The organism is Vreelandella sp. H-I2, from assembly GCF_052959335.1.
This window is the reverse complement of the sequence record NZ_JBRAMC010000001.1, coordinates 884159-904923: the sequence shown is the minus strand read 5'-3', so window position 1 is coordinate 904923 and position 20765 is coordinate 884159. Positions and strand designations below refer to the sequence as shown.

Sequence of the window (20765 nt, the reverse complement as noted above, 5' to 3'; positions counted from 1 at the left end):
TAAAAATGAGAACCAAAATAGGTAATAAAAAAAGTGCCCAAAAAAACAAGCCAAAAGCTTGCCAATAGGAACGAATGAGGCGAGCGTAACGCCACCGTCGCGTGTCGGCAAGCGCTGTTTACAGCGGGTGGCGTTGATAAAGCCGTGCAGTGCTTTCGCCAGCCTGGGTTTCCCGGTGTAGTTGCCAATTGGCGGGCACATTTGGTGACAGCGACGTCTCGGTTTCGAGGTAAATCATTGCATCTTCGCTTAGCCAGCCGCTAGCCTCTAGCGCAGAGCAACAGGGGTCGGCCAGCTGCTGATGAAAAGGCGGATCGAGAAATACTAGCGTATAGGGCTTGGCTGGGCGCGACAGGTAGGCTTGAACATCGTTTATATGCACTGCGCTTGCGGTAATATTGAGCGATGCCAGATTGGTCGACAGCTGCGCCGCTACCCGCGGGTCGCGCTCGACGAAATCGACACACGCCGCGCCGCGGGAGACTGCTTCAATGCCAAGCGAGCCAGTACCAGCAAACAAATCCAGTACCTGTTGGCCGTAAAGCTGTTGCCCGAGCCAGTTGAACAGCGTTTCACGCACGCGGTCTGGGGTTGGACGCAAGCCTGGGCTATCCAACACCGGCAACTGACGGCGGCGGAACTCACCGCCGATGATGCGTAACTTACCAAGTGGTTTGCCCGCCCGGTGAGCAGTTGTGCGTCGGGAAGAGGATGAACGGGAGGAGCGTTGTTTTGTCATGCTGTGGATTGTAGCGGGCTGTTTATCCAAAGTCTTGGTTGGCGGTGGTAGGATGGTCACAATGTTCACCTTTTTAGTTGGATGCCCCCATGTTTAGTTTCTTAAAACGTAAAAAAAAGCACGATTCTCAGGAAAAGCCACAAGATCAGCGGGACCCTAGCGATTTACCTAGCTCTCCAGAAGAGGCGCCCACAGTTGAGCCTACGAGGCCTGAAGTGGAGCCCGAACCTACTAAGCCTGAAGTGGAGCCCGAACCTACTAAGCCTGAAGTAGAGCCCGAACCTACTAAGCCTGAAGTAGAGCCCGAACCTACTAAGCCTGAAGTAGAGCCCGAACCTACTAAGCCTGAAGTAGAGCCCGAACCTACTAAGCCCGAAGTAGAGCCCGAGCCTACTAAGCCTGAGGTGGAGCCTGAGCCCGTTAAGCCCGAAGTAGAGCCAGAGCCCGTTAAGCCTCAAGAGACACCAGTGGCTGACAAGGGTGAGCAGAAAGGCTGGTTTGCGCGTATCAAATCAGGCTTGGGGAAAACCCGCGCTAATCTCACCGACGGTATCGCCGATCTGTTTTTAGGTAAAAAGCAGATTGATGATGAGTTGTTGGAAGATCTGGAAACGCAGCTATTATTAGCCGATGTCGGTATTGAGGCGACTACCGAGATTATCGGGCGCTTGGAAGCGCGCGTCTCGCGCAAAGAGCTAAACAACCCCGAAGCACTCTACCGTGGTCTGCAAGAAGAGTTATCCACAATGCTGGCACCGGTTGCCAAGCCGCTTGTGCTTGAGAAGGCAGGCACAGGTCCGTTTGTCATTTTAGTCGTCGGTGTTAACGGTGTGGGCAAGACGACCACCATTGGCAAACTCACCCAGCGCTTTCAGCGTGAGGGCAAAAGCGTCATGTTGGCTGCCGGTGATACCTTCCGTGCGGCCGCTGTAGAGCAGCTCAAAGTATGGGGTGAACGTAATCGCGTGCCGGTGATTGCCCAGCACACCGGCGCTGATAGTGCATCGGTTATTTACGACGCGGTAGCGGCTGCTAAGGCGCGTGGTGTTGATGTGTTAATTGCCGATACCGCCGGGCGGCTGCATAACAAAAGCCACCTGATGGAGGAGTTGAAAAAAGTCCACCGCGTGATGCAAAAGCTAGATGACACCGCGCCTCACGAAGTGATGCTAGTGCTGGATGCGGGCACCGGGCAAAACGCTATTTCCCAAGCCAGCACTTTTAATGACGCTGTGCCGGTCAGCGGGATCACCCTGACCAAGCTAGACGGTACTGCCAAAGGCGGCATTATTTTTGCGCTCGCTAAACAGCTGGAAACACCCATTCGCTTTATCGGCGTGGGGGAGGGCATCGACGATCTACGCCCCTTCGAGGCCAATGATTTTGTCCACGCACTGTTTGACCGCCAAGGGGACGATGCTAGCGCATGATCGCCTTTGAGCATGTAGGAAAACGCTACGGCGGCCGCTTTGAAGCATTAGCGCATCTTAATTTTCGTGTTGCCCGTGGCGAGATGGTGTTTCTTACTGGCCACTCGGGGGCAGGGAAGAGCTCACTACTGCGTTTGGTTATGCGTCTTGAAAAGCCTAGCCGCGGTCGAGTCGTCGTGGCGGGGCACGATATTGCTCAACTGCACGCCAGCCAAGTGCCTTTCTATCGACGCCAAATTGGTGTGGTCTTTCAGGATCATCAACTATTGTTTGATCGCAATATTTTTCACAATGTCTCGCTGCCGTTGGAGATCCAGGGGGTTGAGCCCCGTGAAGCTGCCCGTCGAGTGCGCGCCGCCTTGGATAAGGTGGGATTGCTGCATCGTGAAAAAGCGCTGCCTATAGAGCTGTCTGGTGGTGAGCAACAGCGCGTTGGTATTGCCCGCGCAGTGGTCAATAAGCCTGCGTTGCTACTTGCTGACGAGCCCACAGGCAACCTCGATCCCCAGCTATCTGCGGATATTATGGCGCTGTTCGAAGATTTTAACCGGATTGGTACGACGGTAATGATTGCCAGCCACGATTTGGCCCTTATTGCTCGGTTACGCCATCGGATCCTGCGTTTAAGCGATGGTCGGCTGGTGGCTGATGAGGGGGCGGTATGAGGATGTCTGCCACACCAAAGCGCCGACAGGGAGCTGCACTAAAAGCGCCGCGTAAAGCCGCTGCCAAGCCAGCCGTCGAAAAGGCTTCACAGCGGGGCGCAAGGTCACAGCAAACACGATTTTCCAGCCGCCTGCGTGCCTGGGGTCGTCATCACCGCAGCATGGCATGGGATAGCTTTCATCGTCTGATACGTTACCCGTTAGGTAATCTGCTGACCATGCTGGCCATCGCCATTGCGTTGGTGCTGCCCGCTGCGCTGTGGTTGACCTTGGACAGTGCCCGCCTACTGGATGCCGAACTCGATGAGAGTGCTACCCTGACGGTTTACCTGGAGCTGAGCACAGATGACGCTCAGGCAAGCCGTATCGAAGAGGCAGTCAGCGCCGAGCCGAGTGTACTTGAGACACAGATGATCAGTGCTGAGCAGGGCATGGCAGAGTTTCAGCAGTCTTTGGGGCTCGATGATGCCTTAGCAGGGCTGGAAAGCAATCCGCTGCCCATCAGTATCGTGGTGCGCCCGGCTAGCATCGATCCGGCGGCCATGGAGCAATTAGCCACTACGCTGGAAGGGCTTTCAGGGGTCGATGAGGTACGCGTTGATCTGGCATGGGTTGAACGGTTAAGGAATCTGGCCGAACTGGGCCGGCGTGTTGCGCTGGCGCTGGGCGCGTTGTTTGGTCTAGGGGTATTGCTGGTGGTCGGCAATACTATTCGACTGTCAGTGGAGAGCCGTCGCCGGGAAATCGAAGTGGTGATGCTGATTGGCGCTACCCATGCTTTTGTAAGGCGACCATTCCTATATAGCGGTGCTTGGTATGGCGTTGGTGGCGGTTTATTGGCGTTGGCACTATTGAGTATGGGCAATCATTGGCTATCATTACCCGTGGCTGCGTTAGCAGCGAGTTATGGTGCTAGTTTCTCATTGCCCCAACTCGACGTGACAGGCTCTACAATTCTGCTATCTTGCAGTACACTACTGGGCTGGTTGGGTGCTTGGTTGGCGGTAACTCGCCACCTCTCAAGTATTCGGCCAAGATAATTTGGCACAGTAGCTAGCGACGCGAGTACTTTGTGTAAGCATTTAGTGTAAGTACTTTGTGTACACGATAGGGCGGGGCGATAGGCAGGTCAGTGCAGCTTCGTAGGAACCTTCTCCTCGCGATAAGGTCTTAGTAATACAGAGTTATTGTAATAGGTTATTGATAACGTGCTACGTCAACCACGATGGGTTACAGGGGAGACCACCTGCACATGAGCACTAGTCTTCTACCGGTTGGGCAACTTTCTCCAGGCGGCGATCTGGGCGGTTATATCCGCGCGGTCAATGGAATTTCGGTTTTAAGTGCCGATGAAGAGCGTGAACTGGCGCACCGTCTTTACGACGAGGGTGACCTGGAGGCCGCGCGGCGTTTGGTAATGTCGCATCTGCGCTTTGTCGTTCACATCGCGCGTAGTTATTCCGGCTATGGATTACCCCAGGCAGATTTGATTCAAGAGGGTAACGTCGGTTTGATGAAAGCCGTCAAACGCTTCGACCCTAATCAAGGCGTTCGCCTGGTCTCTTTCGCCGTGCACTGGATTAAAGCTGAAATTCATGAATTTGTGTTGCGCAACTGGCGAATCGTTAAAATTGCCACGACCAAGGCGCAGCGTAAGTTGTTCTTTAATCTGCGCAGCGCGAAAAAGCGTTTGGCGTGGTTGAATAACGACGAAGTCGACGCCATCGCTAAAGATCTCGATGTTAAGCCTGAAATCGTGCGCGATATGGAAGGGCGTCTCTCTTCCTACGATGCAGGCTTTGATGCCCCGGCAGGCGACGATGAAGAGAGTACTTATCAATCGCCGGTGCACTTTTTGGACGATGCGGCATCAGATCCTGCCACGCAGTTGGAAGATAGCAACTTCGAGGAAGACTCAACGCGTCGCTTACAGCTTGCGCTTGAAGGGCTTGATGAGCGTTCGCGGGATATCTTGCAGCGCCGCTGGCTAGCCGATAGCAAAGAGACACTGCACGACTTAGCTGATGTCTACGGAGTCAGCGCTGAGCGTATTCGTCAGCTTGAAAAAAATGCAATGAAAAAGCTGCGTCAGAAGATGGGTGAACCCATGGTGGCCTAAGCTATCCGCGTATTGTTTGTTGTATTAAAAAACCGGCCCCTGGGAGCCGGTTTTTTTTGCAACGTACAACCGCAGCTTGGTTTAAGCGGGCTGGACCGCGGCACGCAGTAAGTGAGCCGATAACAGTGACCACTGATCTTCCCAGTGTTCGGTCGGCAAGCGCTTGAAATCGCTACGCACATATTGTGAGATTCTCCCCTCCGCCTGGGCCGCTAGTAAATTGGCAGCAGCAGAGGCAGGAATCGTGGGGCGCCGGCCTTCACGCAGTTCGGCTTCACGCAGGATCTGTTTGAGCTGCATTTCCAGGCGCTCAAAAAGTTGATTGACCCGCTGGCGTAGCCGCGCAGTTTCACCGGTGAGCACGTCGCCACCCATCACACGAGCCAGACCTGGGTTTTTTTCGGCAAAGCCGAGCAGCAGCGCAAGTATCGTGCCGCAGCGCGTAGTAGCATCGGGTACGTCTTCTAAAATGCGCGTAACGCGGGCAAAAATAGTCTCTTCAATATAGTCAATTAACCCCTCAAACATACGCGCTTTACTGGGGAAGTGTCGGTAGAGTGCCGCTTCTGAAACGCCAACCTGGCGAGCGAGAGCGGCTGTGGTAATGCGCTTGCCACTATCTTCTTCAAGCATTAATGCCAGTGCTTGGAGAATCTGCTCGCGGCGGTGAGGTTTACGATCTTCGCTCATAATGTGCCCTCCGTCGCGGTTAGCTCGCGTCTGTGATTAGGGTGCCTACCCCAGCATTTGTAAAAATTTCCAGCAATACCGCGTGGGGGACACGGCCATCAATAATGTGCGAGCTATTGACGCCGCCCTTGACGGCATCCAGGGCACAGCGAATTTTGGGCAGCATCCCACCATAGATGGTGCCGTCTTCGATCAATGCGTCGACTTGCGTGGTGGTTAAACCGGTGAGCACCTCGCCTTCGGCGTTCATTAAGCCAGCGACATTGGTGAGCAGCATCAGCTTTTCTGCGTTGAGCGCCTCGGCAATTTTACCCGCCACCAGATCAGCATTGATGTTATAGCTATGGCCTGCAGCGTCGACGCCAATCGGTGCGATGACCGGGATAAAATCACGCGCAGCGAGCATCTCAATCAGCTCGGTCGAGATCGACTCCACTTCGCCCACATGGCCGATGTCGATAATTTCTGGAGCGGTCATTTCAGGACTTTGGTGCTCCACCTTGAGCTGGCGTGCACGGATCTGTGCGCCGTCCTTACCGGTCAAACCAATCGCTTTGCCGCCGCTTTGGTTGATCAGGTTGACGATGCTTTTATTGACCAAGCCGCCCAGTACCATCTCAACCACGTCCATGGTTTGCGAGTCGGTGACGCGCATGCCGTTGACGAAGCGCGATTCGATGTTGAGCTTTTTGAGCAAATCACCGATCTGCGGCCCGCCACCGTGCACCACTACTGGGTTGATGCCGACTTCCTTCATTAACACGATGTCGCGGGCAAAGGAGTCAATCAGGGTGCTTTCGGTCATGGCATTGCCGCCATATTTGACCACCACGGTTTTACCGGAAAACTGCTGAATATAGGGAAGAGCTTCGGAAAGCACCTCCACAACGACCTGGGGGTCGCGACTGGCTGAACTCATGAGGTTGTCCCTTGCGAACGTTTATTATGCTGATAACGTTTATGCTGATGGTGTAGTGAGGGCCGCGCTTTCTAAGTGCGCGCGATCCCTTCTGCGCCTGGCTATCCTGATTAGTGGGGTAGCTCTATTTCCGGCGCGACGCGCTGTAGCGCGTTATTAAAAACTTTTTTGATACGTGCTAGAGCGGCATCGTCTTTACCTTCAAAGCGCATCACGAGCGCAGGCGTGGTGTTTGAAGCGCGACACAGCCCCCAGCCATCCTGGTAGTCAACGCGAATACCGTCCAACGTAGTTTTGATACCTTCGCCGAAGTCGCCCTCGCGAGCAAGCTTATCCATCAGAGAAAATTTGTTATCGTCGGTAACGGCAATATTAATTTCCGGGGTACTCACATCTTGGGGAAAGTCCGCAAAAAAAGTATCTGCATCATTGGGCTGGTTGGCGAGAATCTCTACCAGCCGAGCGGCAGCGTAGAGGCCATCGTCAAAACCGTACCAGCGCTCTTGGAAAAAAATGTGGCCACTCATCTCTCCGCCCAACTGCGCGCCCGTCTCTTTCATGCGTGCCTTGATCAGCGAATGTCCGGTACGCCACATCTCTGGTTCGCCGCCTGCCTCGCTGATCACTTTGATTAGGTTGCCAGTGCACTTGATGTCAAAAATGACTTTGGCGCCAGGCTGACGAGTGAGCATGTCGGTGGCAAAGACCATCAGCAGGCGGTCGGGATAAATCAGCTTGCCTGTGGGCGTAACGACGCCTAAACGATCGCCGTCTCCGTCAAAGGCAAGGCCGATATCAGCACCGGTGTCTTGCACCTTGCGTATCAGGTCCTGCATGTTTTCCGGCTTGCCAGGGTCCGGATGGTGATTGGGGAAATTGCCATCGATCTCAGCAAAGAGCGGCACCGTTTCAATCCCAAGCCGCGCTAAGAGCTGTGGGCCCAATTCGCCTGCGACGCCATTACCACAATCTACCACCGCTTTGATCGGCCGGTTGATTGTAATGTCACCTAAAATGCGCGCTAAATAGGTTTCTCGGAGATCCTGCTGAGTGATGCTGCCCTGGCCAGTTTCCAAATTATCTGACTGAATGCGCTCAAATAGAGCGGTAATGGCATCGCCGGAGAGCGTCTCGCCGCCAAGCACGATTTTAAAGCCGTTATAGTCTGGTGGATTGTGGCTACCGGTAACCATCACGCCTGACTGCGTGCTTGGCAGTATATGGGTGGCAAAGTAGAGCACCGGCGTGGGTACCATGCCAATGTCGATCACGTCGCATCCTGCAGCGTTAAGGCCGCGCATCAGGGCAGCTTGTAACCTAGCGCCGGAAAGACGACCATCTCGCGCTACAGCCACGCTGGACTCGCCTCGCGCGGCGGCTTCCGAGCCCACGGCACGCCCGATCATTTCCACCGTCTCTTCGGTGAGCGTGTCATCCACGATACCGCGGATATCGTAGGCGCGAAAAATCGAGGCGGGTACGGTCTGTGCGTTCATAGGCTTCCCAGTTAAACAGACGTTTCCGTTAATAGGTTTCACAACCATGTCTTGCCAATCGCTAATGCTAATGGCTACAGACTGCCGGTGCTGCCAAACCCACCGCTGCCCCGCGAAGAGTCTTCAAAGGTATCCACCACATTGAGTTCAGCTTGGACAACAGGGACAAGCACGTACTGTGCCAGCCGATCGAAGGGAGCTAGCGTAAACACGCTTTGACCACGGTTCCAGACCGAAATCATTAGTTCTCCCTGGTAATCCGAGTCGATTAAACCCACTAAGTTACCCAGCACGATGCCATGTTTATGCCCCAAGCCTGAGCGTGGCAGGATCATGCCCGCCAGACCCGGATCTTCAATATAGATCGCAATACCCGTGCGTACGAGCTGGCATTCACCGGGCGCTAAGGTGAGCGGCTCATCCAGTAGCGCGCGAAGATCCATTCCCGCCGAACCTTCTGTTGCGTACTGAGGTAAATAGTCTTTCAGACGCTCATCCAGCAGTTTGCACTGCAGCTGGGGGCGGGTACTCATAAGGACTCTCCAAAGGGGTTATTAGGTGTTTTGGTCGATAGCAGCGTGAGCGCTTGTTGGATAATGGTCGCGGCCAGTTGGGTCTTCGGCTGAGGCGCTTCCGCTCGGCTCTCCACGCCTTCCGCGCTGCGCCAGAGCAACCAGGCGGCATTCTGGTCACTGCCAAAACCAAGGCCTGTCTGGGACACGTCGTTGGCGACGATCATATCCAGCCCTTTGCGCTGTAATTTATCGCGTGCATAACGCTCAATTTCTTGGGTTTCAGCGGCAAAACCTACCACTAGCGGGCGCTGACCAGCGGGCAGCGCCGCGACACTGGCGATAATGTCGGGGTTTTTAATCAGGGTCAGGGTGAGCGTGTCGCTGCCGTCCTGCTTTTTGAGTTTATGCTTGGCGGGGGCTGCTGCGCGATAGTCAGCGACCGCCGCGCAGCCGATAAACAGTGCCGCTTGGGGCGCTAGCCGCTGCGCTTCGCTGTGCATCTGCTCGGCAGACTCGACGTCAATTCGCGTAACGCCTTTAGGGGTGGGTAAATTCACCGGCCCGCTAATCAGCGTCACCTTGGCCCCTTGAGCCACTGCCGCTGCTGCCAAGGCAAAGCCCATTTTTCCTGAGCTGTGATTGGAGATATAGCGGACGGGGTCCAGTGGTTCCCGAGTAGGTCCGGCGGTGATCACTATATGAGGAGCACTAGCGGAGGCGCCTGAATGAGGAGGAGATGGCACTGACAATATTGCCGTCACAGCGCTAAATATCTCTTCAGGCTCGCTCATACGGCCAGGTCCGACATCGCCGCAGGCCTGATCGCCCGCGGCAGGGCCTATCTGGTGCCAGCCGTCGTCTTGAAGCTGATCAACATTGCGCTGAGTGGCAGGGTGGCGCCACATGGCCTGGTTCATGGCTGGGGCAATCAGCTTAGGTGCTTCTGACGCTAAGCAGAGCGTGGTGAGCAAGTCGTCAGCCATGCCGTGTACCAAACGGGCGATTAAGTCAGCGGTGGCCGGGGCGATCAGCACCACATCTGCCCAGCGGGCCAGCTCAATATGGCCCATGCCTGCTTCTGCTTCGGGGTCGAGCAAGGAGGTGCGCACCGGCTCACCGGAAAGCGCCTGAAGCGTGAGCGGGGTAATAAAGGCCTGAGCGCCATCGGTCATCACCACACGTACTGCACAGCCCGCTTGCTTGAGCAAACGTACAAGCAAAGCGCTTTTGTAAGCAGCAATACCTGCACTAACCCCGAGCAGCACCCGTTTGCCAGCGAGTAGCGGTGTATTTGAGAAAGCGGTTGTCGGGGTACTTGTTGTATCAACAACAGGAGCCATGGCAGTGATCCACATTAGCGTTCGTGAGGAGGCTTACCATACCACTGGCACCATCAATTTGGCATATTGGGGGCAAACAAGGTTAAGCTAGGTTTACTGAGGTTAATTGTGGTGGGCTGATTTGTCGGCAGTTAGTGTTAATTACCAAGGCGGGCAGGGCGGAAGGTGCGATGGGAATCAATCACTGGCCAGCGGGTGAGCGGCCTCGGGAAAAGTTATTAAATACGGGTGCCCAGGCACTTTCAGACGCAGAGTTGCTAGCGATTTTTTTACGCGTCGGCGTGCAGGGCCGTTCGGCGGTTGATTTGGCGAGGGATTTGCTCAGTAATTTCGGTGGCTTGCGCCAACTGCTGGAGGCGGACCAAGCAAGCTTTTGCGCTGCCCATGGGTTAGGCACTGCTAAGTATGCCCAGCTCCAGGCTACGCTTGAGTTGTCGCGGCGCCATTTGGCTAGCCAGTTGGCCCGTGGCAATGCGCTGACATCACCGGCATTAGTGCGCCATTACTTGAGCTCGCAGCTACGTCATTTAGGACATGAGGAATTTGCGGTGCTTTTTTTGGATACCCAGCACCGAATTATTCGCTATGAATCGCTGTTTCGCGGTACCCTAGACAGCGCATCTGTTTATCCCCGCGAAGTTGCCAAGCGTGCGTTAGAACTTAGCGCTGGCGCCGTCATCCTGGCGCATAACCATCCTTCTGGTGTGGCAGAGCCAAGCGATGCTGATCGCCGTATCACTGAACGCTTAAAAGACGCGCTTGCGCTGTTTGAAGTGCGCGTGTTGGATCATTTCGTGGTGGGGGATGGAGAAGTGGTTTCTTTTGCCGAGCGTGGCTGGCTGTAACCAGCATCGACGCGTAGTGCGTTACGCTATATTGTCTAAGTAGAATGAGCTAACAGGCCCTTGTTTGGCCTTTTTAGCCCCTTTTGCTTGCTGTCAGCTAAGTGCTCTGGTATAAAGTGCCACCTTTAAACTTGGGTTGAATAACGGATTTGGATAAAGCTTGGCGGTTAACGGCGCCGATACCTTCCCTGCTCCGGTTTGCCCGACAGTTTTGAACACTCAGGTAATCATATCCTGGCCAAGCAGTTGGAGGCTCTAATGTCCAAAGTATGTCAGGTTACCGGCAAGCGTCCGGTAACTGGAAATAACGTTTCACACTCCCAGCGTAAGACACGTCGTCGTTTCTTGCCAAACCTGCACACCCATCGTTTTTGGGTTGAGTCTGAAAACCGTTTCGTCAAGCTGCGCGTTTCCACTAAAGGAATGCGCATCATCGACAAGAAAGGTATCGACACAGTTTTGGTCGCTATTCGTAAGCGCGGCGACGCTATCTAAGCCAGCATTTTTGGCCAAGCCTTTTGGGCCAAGCCTTTTGGGAGAGTTAAACCATGCGCGATAAAATCAAGCTGGTGTCTAGTGCCGGTACAGGCCATTTCTACACCACTGATAAAAACAAGCGGAATACCCCGGATAAGTTCGAATTCAAAAAATTCGATCCGGTTGTCCGTAAGCACGTAATCTACAAGGAAGCCAAGATCAAGTAATCGCTTTTGCGATAATGATCGGCTTTCTCTGCAGGCGAGTGCCTGTTCAAAAACCCGGCCCCAAGCCGGGTTTTTGCATGCATGCTTTTTATGCGCAGCATGCTTAGTTAATCCATCTTCATTAGGCTGTCATCACAAGCCGTTACGATGCTCAACTATGCCCGAACTGCCCGAAGTTGAAACGACCCGACGCGGGATTGCCCCTTATATTGAAGGTCAAGAAATCACCGAAGTGCTGGTGCGCCAGCCGCGGCTGCGTGTGCCCGTGCCGGATGACTTGGCTGAGCGATTGGTGGGCGCGCGCATTGGTGTCTTGAAGCGGCGTGCTAAATACCTGCAAATACCCATTCACTCCACGCCGCCATCTGGCAGTGCTGATTCTACGCTGCTGTGGCACTTGGGCATGTCGGGCAGTTTACGCATTGCTAACGTGGGTGATTTGCCTAAAAAGCATGATCACGTCGATGTGGTCACTGCCAGCGGTTATGTATTGCGCTATCACGACCCTCGTCGGTTTGGTTTTGTTGACTGGCAGGCCGATGACGAGACTCAGGACAGGCGCCTTGCACATCTAGGCCCTGAACCTCTGTCTGATGCGTTTAACGGCAAATGGCTTTACACCCTCTCGCGCAACAAGCGAGTGGCGGTAAAGCCCTTTCTGATGGATAACCAGGTGGTGGTGGGGGCGGGTAATATCTACGCGGCAGAAGCGCTGTTTATGGCGGGCATCGATCCCCGCCGTGCAGCGGGACGAATTTCCCGCGCTCGCTACGACGCTTTAGCCCGTGCCGTGAAAGAAGTGTTGGCGGCGGCGATTACGCAAGGTGGCACTACGCTGAGAGACTTTGTCAGTGGCCAGGGCGAGCCCGGTTACTTTGCCCAGCGGCTGAATGTTTACGGCCGCCACGGCCAGCCCTGTTTACGCTGTGGCGCTGAACTACGCCGCATTACGCTAGGCCAGCGCGCCAGCGTGTTTTGCCCTGGCTGCCAGCGTTGATGGCGGCTGCTAAAAACGGCGCTTGCGCTATTAATGTTGATTGTTTCTTATATGTGATTGCTTTGCCTACGTTTTTTGGAGATTGTTGTGACCCAACGCCTGCGCCTGAATAAAAATGCTGACCGCCGCCTTAAAGCGGGCCATCTATGGATTTACTCCAATGAAGTGGATATTAAAGAGACGCCGCTGAAAAATTTTGCAGCAGGCGAAACCGCTCTGGTAGAAGCCTCCAACGGGAAAGTCATGGCGGTGGCTTACGTTAACCCTCACTCGCTCATCGCTGCCCGGGTCATGTCGCGTGACCCTGAAATGCGTTTGGATCGCTCGCTGTTTGTACACCGCTTTAATCAAGCGCTTGCCCTGCGTCAGCGTCTTTATGCGCAGCCGTATTACCGTTTGATTCATGGCGAAGGTGATTTGCTGCCAGGCTTGGTGATTGATCGTTTTGGCGATGTCGTGGTGGTGCAGCTTAATACCGCAGGTATGCAGGCATTGGCCGATGAGATCGTTGATGCACTGGAAAAAGTGATCAAACCGGAAGTCATCGTCTTCCGTAACGATACCGGTGGTCGTCGTCAGGAAGGGCTTGAAGCCCACGTTGACGTCATTAAAGGTACGCTACCTGACGAGGTGGTATTGGAAGAGAACGGGGCGCGCTTTGTCGTGCCGGTGCTCAATGGCCAGAAAACAGGTTGGTTCTTCGACCACCGTGTTAACCGCGAATGGCTCAATCGCCAAGTGGCCGGTAAGCGTGTGCTGGATGTATTCAGTTACGTGGGTGGCTGGGGTGTACAGGCCGCCGTTCATGGCGCGCAAGAGGTAATGTGCTTGGACTCTTCAGGCCCAGCGCTAGAACAAGTCGCACGCAATGCTGAACTTAATGGCGTGCAGGATAAGGTGGCTGTTAGCGAGGGCGATGCGTTTGAAGCCTTGGCAGCCTTGAAAGCCGACGGCAAAGAGTTTGATGTGGTCGTTCTTGACCCACCCGCCTTCATTAAGAAGCGCAAGGATATCCCTAACGGCGAGCGTGCCTATGCCCGCTTGAACCGAGAAGCGATGCGCTTGCTGGGGCGTGATGGCCTATTGTTGTCGGCCTCCTGCTCGATGCACCTGGCACCTGAACGGCTGATGGACGTAGTGCGTGGTGCGGTGCGCCATCAGGATCGTCATGGGCAGGTGATTTTTCAAGGCCACCAAGGGCCTGATCATCCCGTCCATCCGGCTATTCCTGAAACGTCTTATCTGAAAGCGTTGGGAGTGCGCGTGTTCCGCGACTAGTTCACGAGAATCAGGATAAAGAGGAGCCAAGGATGGAGTGGGCGCTGCCCGATCCTTTTGTGATCGATATTCATGTGGCTGATGAGGCGATCGATGCTTATCAGCATGTTAACAACAGCGAATACCTGCGCTGGGTCGAGCAGATCAGTTGGGCTCACTCGGAAGCGCTCGGTCTCTCGCTTGCGCGCTACCGAGAGCTTGACCGGGCCATGGTGGTTCACCGCCACGAGCTGGATTACCTCGCGCCTGCTTTTGCAGGCGATGAGCTACAGTTGGCGACCTGGATTGTCGATTGCGATGAGCGCTTCAGTCTAACGCGACGTTTTCAGCTAATGCGCCCCCGCGATGCCAAAACGTTGCTTTATGCACGCACGCGGTTTGCCTGCGTGGCGCTCTCAACGGGGCGGCCCAAGCGTTTACCCGACGAGTATCGACGTATCTATGGCGGCGCGGTTATCGCCGAGTGACGCTGAGCGAAGTGAATTTTTTCGTGCAGAACCGGCATTCGTTAGATTTTTCTCCTAAAAAACGCCTTAACCGGCGTTTTTTTGTTTTGCATTTCCGGGGTGGTGGTCAACGTTAGCTGTGCTGTAATTTGCTTAATAAGACGACTGACCTTTAGAAGCAAAGGAAAGACCAATGAAAATCGCCGTTCCCAAAGAGATTAAAAATCACGAATATCGCGTGGCCTTAACGCCGACTGGCGCACGGGAGTTAACCGGTCGCGGTCATCAGGTAAGCGTTCAGTCGGGCGCTGGTGACGGCGCTGGCTTTGCCGATGCTGATTTTCAAGCTGCTGGCGCGCAGATCGAAGCCGATGTGGACGCTCTGTGGCGCAATGCCGAGCTAATCCTTAAGGTGAAAGAGCCGCAGCCGGACGAGGTGGCGCGGCTCACCCCAGCGCACACACTGTTCACCTATCTGCACCTCGCCGCTGAAGAACACCTTACTCGTGGCCTGATGGAAAGCGGTGCCACCTGTATTGCCTATGAAACGATTACCGATGCCAGGGGTGGCCTGCCGCTACTCGCTCCCATGAGTACCGTTGCAGGACGTATGGCTGTTCAGGCGGGTGCTCACAGCCTGGAAAAAGCTCAGGGCGGCGCGGATGTGCTACTGCCCGGTGTGCCCGGTGTGGCGCCGGGTAAAGTGACCGTCATTGGTGGTGGTGTGGTGGGTGAAAATGCCGCCCGTATGGCGTTGGGGTTAGGCGCAGAGGTCACCATTCTGGATAAATCATTGGCGCGGCTGGAAGTGCTCGATGACCGCTATCAAGGGCGTATCAGAACGGTTTACTCCACGGCAGACGCGCTTGAAATTGCCACGCGCGAATCGGATATGATCATTGGCGCAGTGCTGGTGCCCGGTGCCGCTGCGCCAAAATTAATCACTCGCAGTATGCTGGCTGATATGAAGCCTGGGAGCGTGCTGGTGGATGTAGCGATCGATCAGGGTGGCTGTTTCGAAACTAGCAAACCCACGACTCACGCCGAGCCGACCTATATTGTCGATGGGGTGGTGCACTACTGCGTAGCGAATATGCCTGGCGCGGTAGCACGTACGTCTACCCAGGGGCTGACCAACGCCACGCTGCCCTTTGTACTCGCGCTGGCGGATAAAGGCTGGCAGCAGGCGTTGCGTGATGATTCACATTTCCTGCCAGGTCTTAACGTGCATGCTGGCCAGGTTACTTACCAAGCAGTGGCAGACGCCTTTGGGCTGGAAAGCAGCGATCCCGCGAGTGTTGTTCGAAGCTAATTAATACCACTTGTTGGCGCTATCATTAGCTTAATAGTGTGGCGGAACATCATCCTCAGGACGCTGGCCGCCCTGGGGTTCGCTTGCCTGGAGTGCCTGATGCTGCTCGCGCAGGCGTTCGCGCATCAAACCACTCAACTGCTCTAGTTTTTCCAAACGGCGTTCCTGCTGAACCACGGCTTGGTCCAGTGTGTCCAGCCAGTGCTCTTGATGGGCTATGCGGCTTTCTAGCGATTCAACGAGTTGGGTTAGCTCAGCAGGCGATAATTCGTTGGTCATGATAACATTGCAACCTTATGTAGTAGTATGCCGGTGCTATTGGGAATGGGCCTGATAGTGCGGGTATTGTCCTTCGTCTGTTACCCATACAACAAGAGAGCTTTTATTTTCTATGAACCCAAAAGTTGTGTTTCGCTGTTTCTTAATCAGTGTATTACTTGCCGCCCCCACGCCACTTCTGCTGGCGGGGATTATTCATTTAACCGATAGTGCCCTCGCTGAGCTTTGGATGGCCGAGCTGGCAATAAGTGGAGCTAGCGGTGTCTATATTGCCGTTGCGATAGGTTGTTTTATTGTTCTTTGTGTCGGCACATTAGCGTCTGCTGCTTTTGCGCCTTCGGTAGTGGTAGCGTCCGATGTAGTGGCCCGTTCTAAACCAGCATCACGCCAGCCTCAAGCGGCTGCTCCTGTGGACGATGATGAGGAAGAAGACATTATCGATCCCAATGATGGCCGTGAAGAGGGGGAAGTAAAGTGGTTCAATACCAACAAAGGCTACGGTTTTATCACTCGCGATAATGGTGAAGATGTCTTTGTACACTTTCGCGCCATTCGTGGTCGTGGCCCGCGTATGTTAGCTGAAGGCCAAATTGTGCGTTACCACGTGATTAAAAATGAGCGTGGTTTGCAGGCCGACGATGTCAGCATTATTGAGTAAACTAACGATCTAATTTGGTATTGCCAGCTTAGCATTGCGAGATATTATTGACAGTTGGATAGCAAACGACCCCGCCTCGGCGGGGTCGTTTACGTTTATAGGAAGCTCTTTTAGCGACCTGAATCAGGCCACTCTATGGCGCCTTCCTTGCCGCCGGGCAGCACTTGCCAGAAACGGTCGGGGTCATCGCCAGGGTTCCAGCCGCCTAACGAGCAGCGCACTTCGGTCTGCAGTGCCTCAGCGGCTTGTTGGGCACACTCTTGATCGGTCAACCAAGGCGTGTGGTTGCTATCAAACCATAGGCTGGCAAATCCATCGGCGGCTTTGTCTACTAATAACACCGGTACGCAGTCGCCCTGATACTGACCCCGGGTTTGCCATTTGCCTTTGCCTGCTGGGCTAAGCGGTGGCGCTATTAACGTGCTTTTTAGCCACTCATTAAGGGCATCTAACGAAACGTTGGCTAGGTAAATTTCTATATCGGGGTAACGCTCCATCATACGCTTACCTCGCCGGGCGTGAGCAGTGCTTGCAGCGTTGCCTCGTAAACCCGGCTTAAATCGTCCAGATCGCTGGCGCGAACGCGTTCATTGACCTTGTGAATGGTATCGTTGAGCGGGCCTAGTTCGACCACCTGAGCACCCAGGGTGGCAATAAAGCGACCATCCGAGGTGCCGCCGCTGGTAGAGAGCATCGGGCGTTGCCCCGTCACGGCCTCAACGCCTTTGATAGCGGCGTCGACAAGCTCGCCTTCAGCGGTCAGGAAAGGCTCGCCGTTAAGCGTCCAGTCTATCTGATATGCCAAGCCATGGTGCGCGAGAATAGCCTCGGTACGTGCTTTGAGCTCTTCAGAGGTCACTTCGGTCGAGAAGCGGAAGTTAAATACCACTTCCACATCGCCCGGGATCACATTGGTAGCCCCGGTGCCTGCCCGTAGGTTGGAAATCTGAAAACTGGTGGCGGGGAAAAAGTCGTTGCCCGCATCCCAGTGTTCGTTAACCAGCGCATCGAGTGCTGGCATCGCCTGATGAATAGGATTGCGCGCTAAATGCGGGTACGCGACGTGGCCTTGTATGCCCTTGATATGGAGCGTAGCCCCTAGCGAGCCGCGGCGACCGTTTTTGATCACATCGCCCAGGCGCGCGGTCGAGGATGGCTCGCCGACAATGCAGTAATCAAGGCGTTCATTCCGCTCGCGTAGATGCTCAACCACTGCGCGGGTGCCATCGATCGCTGGGCCTTCCTCATCGGAGGTGATCAAAAAGGCAATACGGCCATCATGCGCCGGGTGTCTTGCCACAAAGCGCTCAACGGCGGTCAGCATGGAGGCCAAGCTGCCTTTCATGTCGGCAGCACCGCGCCCACATAGCATTCCCTCGTCATCGATACAGGGCTCGAACGGTGGGTACTGCCAGTTGATATAGGGGCCGCTGGGCACCACGTCGGTGTGACCCGCGAAAGCCACAACGGGGCCATGATGGCCGCGTATTGCCCAAAAATTTTTCACATCACCAAACGGCAGCCGCTCAATATGAAAACCGAGTGCTGTTAAGCGCTCAATCATGAGCTCCTGGCAGCCTTCGTCATCCGGCGTTACCGAGGGTCGGCGTAGTAGCTCAAAGGCAAGTTGCAGCGTGGGTGACAGCGCTTCAGGCTCAGTTATGGGCATGCAGCGCCTCGTTCAGGGCGATAGCACTCTTGTTGGTCAAGCACTCAATGCGACCATTCTGCGAATTGCGGCGCCACAACTGATCATCTTGACCGGCAAGCTCGCGAGCGGCGACGGTATTCACTTCCTGGCCCTGGTCATCCAGCAGGGTCACTTTGGAGCCTGCAGTGATATAAAGGCCTGCTTCCACCGTGCAGCGGTCGCCTAGCGGAATGCCGATGCCCGCGTTGGCGCCGATTAAACAGCCTTCGCCGACTTTAATCACGATATTGCCGCCGCCGGAGAGCGTGCCCATGGTCGAGCAGCCGCCACCGAGATCCGAACCTTTACCCACCATCACACCCGCCGAAATGCGGCCTTCGACCATGCCCGGGCCTTCGGCGCCTGCATTGAAGTTGACGAAGCCTTCGTGCATTACGGTGGTGCCCTCGCCCAGGTAAGCGCCCAACCGCACGCGGGCGGTATCGCCAATTCGGATACCGGTAGGCACGACGTAATCGGTCATTTTGGGGAATTTGTCCACGCAGTCCACGGAGAGTGCGCGCCCCGCCATGCGCGCCTTCAACCGGCGTGCGGGCAGCTCTTCAATATCAATCGCGCCTTCGTTGGTCCAGGCAATATTACGCAACAGGCCAAACATGCCGGTCAGATCCAGCCCGTGGGGCTTCACTAAACGGTGGGAGAGCAGGTGCAGTTTGAGATACACCTCGGGGGCCGTTTGTGGCGGCTGGTCGGTTTCTAGGAACATGGCAACCAACGGCCGCTGGCTAGCAGAAAGCGCTTCAGCAAGCTCCGCCTGGGCAGAGTGTCCAGTGGCTTCTAGCGCTTTTGCTAAGCGTGTGCAGTCTTCTGGCAAAAAGCTAATGGCGGCGTTGCCTTGGGGAGCGTCCAGGGCTTGCTGAGCGGCCTCCACCAAGCTTGCCGACGGGTTGAGCAGTGGTGCCGGATAGTAGATTTCCAGCCAGTCGCCCTGGGTGTTTTGGGTGCCGATTCCAAGCGCAAAGCTCAACATAATAGAGTTTCCTGTAGTGATCAGTCGGGGGAGAATAAAGAGTGAGAGCGGCTAAGCGATTAACCGCTCAGCTTGTCGTAATCGCCGTCGCGGTAGCCAACCAAAATGGTCGAGTCGTCTACTTCCAGTAGCGGTCGCTTCAGTAGCGTGGGATGTTTCATCAGTATCTGGCGGGCAGACGTATCAAAGGCGTCTTTCTCTTCTTGAGGGAGGTCGCGCCAGGTTTTGCTGCGCTTATTGACGACATCGACAAGCGGTACACGTTCTAAAATATGCTCAAGCAGACCCGCCGAAAGGCCATCTTTTCGAAGGTCGTAGGTCTTAAACGCAATACCTTTGCCTTCCAACGCTTTTCGCGCCTTACGGCAGGTGTCGCAGGTATTAATACTATAGAGCGTCAGCATACAGCCTCCTTAAAGAACGGGTGAGCGGATTCGGCTATTCAGCTAGCCGTGCTCAATCAGATGACGAATACGCTGTGCCGCTTCCAGCGTAGGCGCCAATTCGGCCACCAGTGCTAGCCGCACGCGCCCAGCACCCGGGTTACTGCCGTTTGCTCCCGTGCGCCCCATTAAGCTGCCGGGCAGCACGCTAACATGCTGTTCGGCAAACAGGCGCTGGGTGAAATCAATGTCGTCGCCGCCCGGTACTGCGGGCCAGAGATAGAAACTGGCTTGAGGCGCAGGGAAGCTCATGACAGGCGCCAGCACATCGGTCACCGCGCTAAATTTCTCCCGGTAGGCGTCGCGATTAGCGCGCACATGCTGCTCATCTTGCCAGGCGGCGATAGACGCATGCTGAATAGGCAGCGACATGGCACAGCCATGGTAGGTGCGGTAGCGCTTAAACGGCGTTAGCAGGGCGGCATCGCCCGCCACAAAACCCGAGCGCAGGCCGGGCAAGTTAGAGCGTTTGGAGAGCGAGTGAAACACGACGCAGCGACGGTAGTCATCGCGACCCAGCTCGGCGCAGGCTTGTAATAGCCCGGGCGGCGGAGCGGTCTCGTCCAAATACAGCTCCGAATAACACTCGTCTGAGGCGATGATAAAGTCGTGCTCATCGGCCAGTGTAATGAGCTGCTTGAACTCCTCAAGAGGCGTCACTGCGCCGGTGGGGTTGCCCGGTGAACAGATAAACACCATCTGCACCTCGCGCCAAGTAGCGGCAGGCACCGCACTAAAGTCAGGTCGAAAATTATTCTCAGCGGTGCAGTCCAAATAGAGCGGCTCGCCGCCTGCCAGCAGCGTTGCACCTTCGTAAATCTGATAAAACGGATTGGGTACCGCGACTTTAGCTGGCTGTGTGCGATCCAGGGCTGCCTGTACAAAGGCAAAGATTGCCTCCCGGGTGCCGTTGACCGGAACGACGTGCCGTTCGCTGTCGAGTTCGCGTAGCTGAAAGCGTTGGGTTGCCCAGTTAGCGATGGCTTCACGTAGCGCAGGTAAACCGTTGGTGGCGGGGTAGCGGGACATTTCCAATTGGTGCGCTACTAATGCTTCCAGCGCTGCGGAATAGGGAGCATGTTGAGGCTCACCGATGGTCAGCGGAATAGGCGCTAAGTCAGTGGGTGGCGTTAACTCGGCTTTCAGCGCGGCCAGCTTTTCAAACGGGTAGGGATGCAGGGCGTCAAGATCGGCGTTCATGATGTGTCC

24 protein-coding genes are annotated in these 20765 nt (G+C 55.2%); 12 read left to right on the top strand and 12 right to left on the bottom strand.

The features are described from left to right. Positions 1–118 precede the first annotated feature (118 nt). A complete protein-coding gene (gene rsmD / locus ACUVOF_RS04305; RefSeq protein ID WP_447043236.1) occupies positions 119–739 on the bottom strand; it encodes a 16S rRNA (guanine(966)-N(2))-methyltransferase RsmD in 621 nt (206 codons plus the stop codon). Positions 740–828: 89 nt separating this feature from the next. Here rsmD and ftsY point away from each other — a divergent pair, with 89 nt between their 5' ends. The 4 genes from ftsY to rpoH all read left to right on the top strand — a co-directional run bounded on the left by ftsY (position 829) and on the right by rpoH (position 4953). After that, positions 829–2169, top strand: a complete 1341-nt coding sequence (gene ftsY, locus ACUVOF_RS04300) for a signal recognition particle-docking protein FtsY (RefSeq protein WP_447043174.1) — start codon at positions 829–831, stop codon at positions 2167–2169. Further along, positions 2166–2834 carry a cell division ATP-binding protein FtsE gene (ftsE, locus tag ACUVOF_RS04295; RefSeq protein ID WP_447043173.1) on the top strand — a complete coding sequence of 223 codons (669 nt, stop codon included), beginning with the start codon at positions 2166–2168 and terminating at the stop codon, positions 2832–2834. The genes ftsY and ftsE overlap by 4 nt, the downstream gene beginning before the upstream one ends. Next, positions 2831–3874: a permease-like cell division protein FtsX gene (gene ftsX, locus ACUVOF_RS04290; protein WP_447043172.1), complete on the top strand. Its 1044-nt coding sequence runs from the start codon at positions 2831–2833 to the stop codon at positions 3872–3874. Before ftsE ends, ftsX begins: the two co-directional genes overlap by 4 nt. 212 nt (positions 3875–4086) lie before the next feature. After that, positions 4087–4953: an RNA polymerase sigma factor RpoH gene (gene rpoH / locus ACUVOF_RS04285; protein WP_447043171.1), complete on the top strand. Its 867-nt coding sequence runs from the start codon at positions 4087–4089 to the stop codon at positions 4951–4953. Positions 4954–5034: 81 nt separating this feature from the next. Here rpoH and slmA read toward each other — a convergent pair whose 3' ends face one another. From slmA to coaBC, 5 genes are all read right to left on the bottom strand, one after another. Then, positions 5035–5643: a nucleoid occlusion factor SlmA gene (slmA, locus tag ACUVOF_RS04280; RefSeq protein ID WP_113268484.1), complete on the bottom strand. Its 609-nt coding sequence runs from the start codon at positions 5641–5643 to the stop codon at positions 5035–5037. A 19-nt stretch (positions 5644–5662) separates the two neighbouring features. Next, positions 5663–6562, bottom strand: a complete 900-nt coding sequence (gene argB, locus ACUVOF_RS04275) for an acetylglutamate kinase (protein WP_113268485.1) — start codon at positions 6560–6562, stop codon at positions 5663–5665. Between the two features lie 110 nt (positions 6563–6672). Next, entirely contained in the window at positions 6673–8058 is a 1386-nt protein-coding gene (locus tag ACUVOF_RS04270) for a phosphomannomutase/phosphoglucomutase (RefSeq protein WP_447043170.1), read from the bottom strand. A gap of 74 nt (positions 8059–8132) precedes the next feature. Further along, entirely contained in the window at positions 8133–8591 is a 459-nt protein-coding gene (dut, locus tag ACUVOF_RS04265; RefSeq protein ID WP_113268487.1) for a dUTP diphosphatase, read from the bottom strand. Then, on the bottom strand, positions 8588–9913 hold the full coding sequence (coaBC, locus tag ACUVOF_RS04260; RefSeq protein WP_447043169.1) for a bifunctional phosphopantothenoylcysteine decarboxylase/phosphopantothenate--cysteine ligase CoaBC: 1326 nt from the start codon (positions 9911–9913) through the stop codon (positions 8588–8590). The genes dut and coaBC overlap by 4 nt, the downstream gene beginning before the upstream one ends. A 170-nt stretch (positions 9914–10083) precedes the next feature. On the opposite strand from coaBC, the gene radC reads away from it, so the two are divergent. The 7 genes from radC to ald all read left to right on the top strand — a co-directional run bounded on the left by radC (position 10084) and on the right by ald (position 15495). After that, a complete protein-coding gene (gene radC / locus ACUVOF_RS04255; protein ID WP_113268488.1) occupies positions 10084–10758 on the top strand; it encodes a RadC family protein in 675 nt (224 codons plus the stop codon). 258 nt (positions 10759–11016) lie between these two features. Next, entirely contained in the window at positions 11017–11253 is a 237-nt protein-coding gene (gene rpmB / locus ACUVOF_RS04250) for a 50S ribosomal protein L28 (RefSeq protein WP_022520205.1), read from the top strand. A gap of 53 nt (positions 11254–11306) precedes the next feature. Next, on the top strand, positions 11307–11462 hold the full coding sequence (gene rpmG, locus ACUVOF_RS04245) for a 50S ribosomal protein L33 (protein ID WP_007111734.1): 156 nt from the start codon (positions 11307–11309) through the stop codon (positions 11460–11462). 157 nt (positions 11463–11619) lie between these two features. Continuing rightward, a complete protein-coding gene (gene mutM, locus ACUVOF_RS04240) occupies positions 11620–12459 on the top strand; it encodes a bifunctional DNA-formamidopyrimidine glycosylase/DNA-(apurinic or apyrimidinic site) lyase (protein ID WP_447043168.1) in 840 nt (279 codons plus the stop codon). Between the two features lie 87 nt (positions 12460–12546). Beyond that, positions 12547–13737 (top strand): class I SAM-dependent rRNA methyltransferase, encoded by a 1191-nt coding sequence (locus tag ACUVOF_RS04235; RefSeq protein WP_447043167.1) that lies wholly within the window; start codon positions 12547–12549, stop codon positions 13735–13737. A 32-nt stretch (positions 13738–13769) separates the two neighbouring features. Further along, positions 13770–14204 carry an acyl-CoA thioesterase gene (locus tag ACUVOF_RS04230; protein WP_447043166.1) on the top strand — a complete coding sequence of 145 codons (435 nt, stop codon included), beginning with the start codon at positions 13770–13772 and terminating at the stop codon, positions 14202–14204. Between the two features lie 172 nt (positions 14205–14376). Next, on the top strand, positions 14377–15495 hold the full coding sequence (gene ald, locus ACUVOF_RS04225) for an alanine dehydrogenase (RefSeq protein ID WP_447043165.1): 1119 nt from the start codon (positions 14377–14379) through the stop codon (positions 15493–15495). A 30-nt stretch (positions 15496–15525) separates the two neighbouring features. Here the strand turns inward: ald and ACUVOF_RS04220 are convergent, their stop codons facing one another. After that, positions 15526–15774, bottom strand: a complete 249-nt coding sequence (locus tag ACUVOF_RS04220; RefSeq protein ID WP_447043164.1) for a SlyX family protein — start codon at positions 15772–15774, stop codon at positions 15526–15528. 112 nt (positions 15775–15886) lie between these two features. Here ACUVOF_RS04220 and ACUVOF_RS04215 point away from each other — a divergent pair, with 112 nt between their 5' ends. Continuing rightward, a complete protein-coding gene (locus ACUVOF_RS04215) occupies positions 15887–16432 on the top strand; it encodes a cold-shock protein (RefSeq protein WP_447043163.1) in 546 nt (181 codons plus the stop codon). A gap of 110 nt (positions 16433–16542) precedes the next feature. Here the strand turns inward: ACUVOF_RS04215 and ACUVOF_RS04210 are convergent, their stop codons facing one another. From ACUVOF_RS04210 to dapC, 5 genes are read right to left on the bottom strand one after another with little or no spacing between them, the layout of a single operon-like run. Continuing rightward, entirely contained in the window at positions 16543–16932 is a 390-nt protein-coding gene (locus tag ACUVOF_RS04210; RefSeq protein WP_113268495.1) for a hypothetical protein, read from the bottom strand. Then, the gene (gene dapE, locus ACUVOF_RS04205; RefSeq protein ID WP_447043162.1) at positions 16929–18101 is read right to left on the bottom strand and encodes a succinyl-diaminopimelate desuccinylase; all 1173 of its coding nucleotides are present in this window, start codon (positions 18099–18101) and stop codon (positions 16929–16931) included. Before dapE ends, ACUVOF_RS04210 begins: the two co-directional genes overlap by 4 nt. Beyond that, a complete protein-coding gene (gene dapD / locus ACUVOF_RS04200; protein ID WP_447043161.1) occupies positions 18088–19113 on the bottom strand; it encodes a 2,3,4,5-tetrahydropyridine-2,6-dicarboxylate N-succinyltransferase in 1026 nt (341 codons plus the stop codon). Before dapD ends, dapE begins: the two co-directional genes overlap by 14 nt. Before the next feature lie 59 nt (positions 19114–19172). Then, positions 19173–19517: a Spx/MgsR family RNA polymerase-binding regulatory protein gene (locus tag ACUVOF_RS04195; protein ID WP_113268498.1), complete on the bottom strand. Its 345-nt coding sequence runs from the start codon at positions 19515–19517 to the stop codon at positions 19173–19175. Between the two features lie 42 nt (positions 19518–19559). After that, on the bottom strand, positions 19560–20756 hold the full coding sequence (gene dapC / locus ACUVOF_RS04190; RefSeq protein ID WP_447043160.1) for a succinyldiaminopimelate transaminase: 1197 nt from the start codon (positions 20754–20756) through the stop codon (positions 19560–19562). Positions 20757–20765 lie beyond the last annotated feature (9 nt).

Bases quoted from the DNA above. Each gene is read 5' to 3' on its own strand.
- ACUVOF_RS04270 (WP_447043170.1), bottom strand. From the start codon at position 8,058: ATGAACGCACAGACCGTACCCGCCTCGATTTTTCGCGCCTACGATATC.
- mutM (WP_447043168.1), top strand. From the start codon at position 11,620: ATGCCCGAACTGCCCGAAGTTGAAACGACCCGACGCGGGATTGCCCCT.
- rpmG (WP_007111734.1), top strand. From the start codon at position 11,307: ATGCGCGATAAAATCAAGCTGGTGTCTAGTGCCGGTACAGGCCATTTC.
- ftsY (WP_447043174.1), top strand. From the start codon at position 829: ATGTTTAGTTTCTTAAAACGTAAAAAAAAGCACGATTCTCAGGAAAAG.
- ACUVOF_RS04195 (WP_113268498.1), bottom strand. From the start codon at position 19,517: ATGCTGACGCTCTATAGTATTAATACCTGCGACACCTGCCGTAAGGCG.
- rpoH (WP_447043171.1), top strand. From the start codon at position 4,087: ATGAGCACTAGTCTTCTACCGGTTGGGCAACTTTCTCCAGGCGGCGAT.
- rpmB (WP_022520205.1), top strand. From the start codon at position 11,017: ATGTCCAAAGTATGTCAGGTTACCGGCAAGCGTCCGGTAACTGGAAAT.
- rsmD (WP_447043236.1), bottom strand. From the start codon at position 739: ATGACAAAACAACGCTCCTCCCGTTCATCCTCTTCCCGACGCACAACT.
- ftsE (WP_447043173.1), top strand. From the start codon at position 2,166: ATGATCGCCTTTGAGCATGTAGGAAAACGCTACGGCGGCCGCTTTGAA.
- dapC (WP_447043160.1), bottom strand. From the start codon at position 20,756: ATGAACGCCGATCTTGACGCCCTGCATCCCTACCCGTTTGAAAAGCTG.
- dapD (WP_447043161.1), bottom strand. From the start codon at position 19,113: ATGTTGAGCTTTGCGCTTGGAATCGGCACCCAAAACACCCAGGGCGAC.
- radC (WP_113268488.1), top strand. From the start codon at position 10,084: ATGGGAATCAATCACTGGCCAGCGGGTGAGCGGCCTCGGGAAAAGTTA.
- argB (WP_113268485.1), bottom strand. From the start codon at position 6,562: ATGAGTTCAGCCAGTCGCGACCCCCAGGTCGTTGTGGAGGTGCTTTCC.
- ACUVOF_RS04230 (WP_447043166.1), top strand. From the start codon at position 13,770: ATGGAGTGGGCGCTGCCCGATCCTTTTGTGATCGATATTCATGTGGCT.
- ald (WP_447043165.1), top strand. From the start codon at position 14,377: ATGAAAATCGCCGTTCCCAAAGAGATTAAAAATCACGAATATCGCGTG.
- ACUVOF_RS04210 (WP_113268495.1), bottom strand. From the start codon at position 16,932: ATGATGGAGCGTTACCCCGATATAGAAATTTACCTAGCCAACGTTTCG.
- dut (WP_113268487.1), bottom strand. From the start codon at position 8,591: ATGAGTACCCGCCCCCAGCTGCAGTGCAAACTGCTGGATGAGCGTCTG.
- ACUVOF_RS04220 (WP_447043164.1), bottom strand. From the start codon at position 15,774: ATGACCAACGAATTATCGCCTGCTGAGCTAACCCAACTCGTTGAATCG.
- coaBC (WP_447043169.1), bottom strand. From the start codon at position 9,913: ATGGCTCCTGTTGTTGATACAACAAGTACCCCGACAACCGCTTTCTCA.
- ftsX (WP_447043172.1), top strand. From the start codon at position 2,831: ATGAGGATGTCTGCCACACCAAAGCGCCGACAGGGAGCTGCACTAAAA.
- ACUVOF_RS04215 (WP_447043163.1), top strand. From the start codon at position 15,887: ATGAACCCAAAAGTTGTGTTTCGCTGTTTCTTAATCAGTGTATTACTT.
- dapE (WP_447043162.1), bottom strand. From the start codon at position 18,101: ATGCCCATAACTGAGCCTGAAGCGCTGTCACCCACGCTGCAACTTGCC.
- slmA (WP_113268484.1), bottom strand. From the start codon at position 5,643: ATGAGCGAAGATCGTAAACCTCACCGCCGCGAGCAGATTCTCCAAGCA.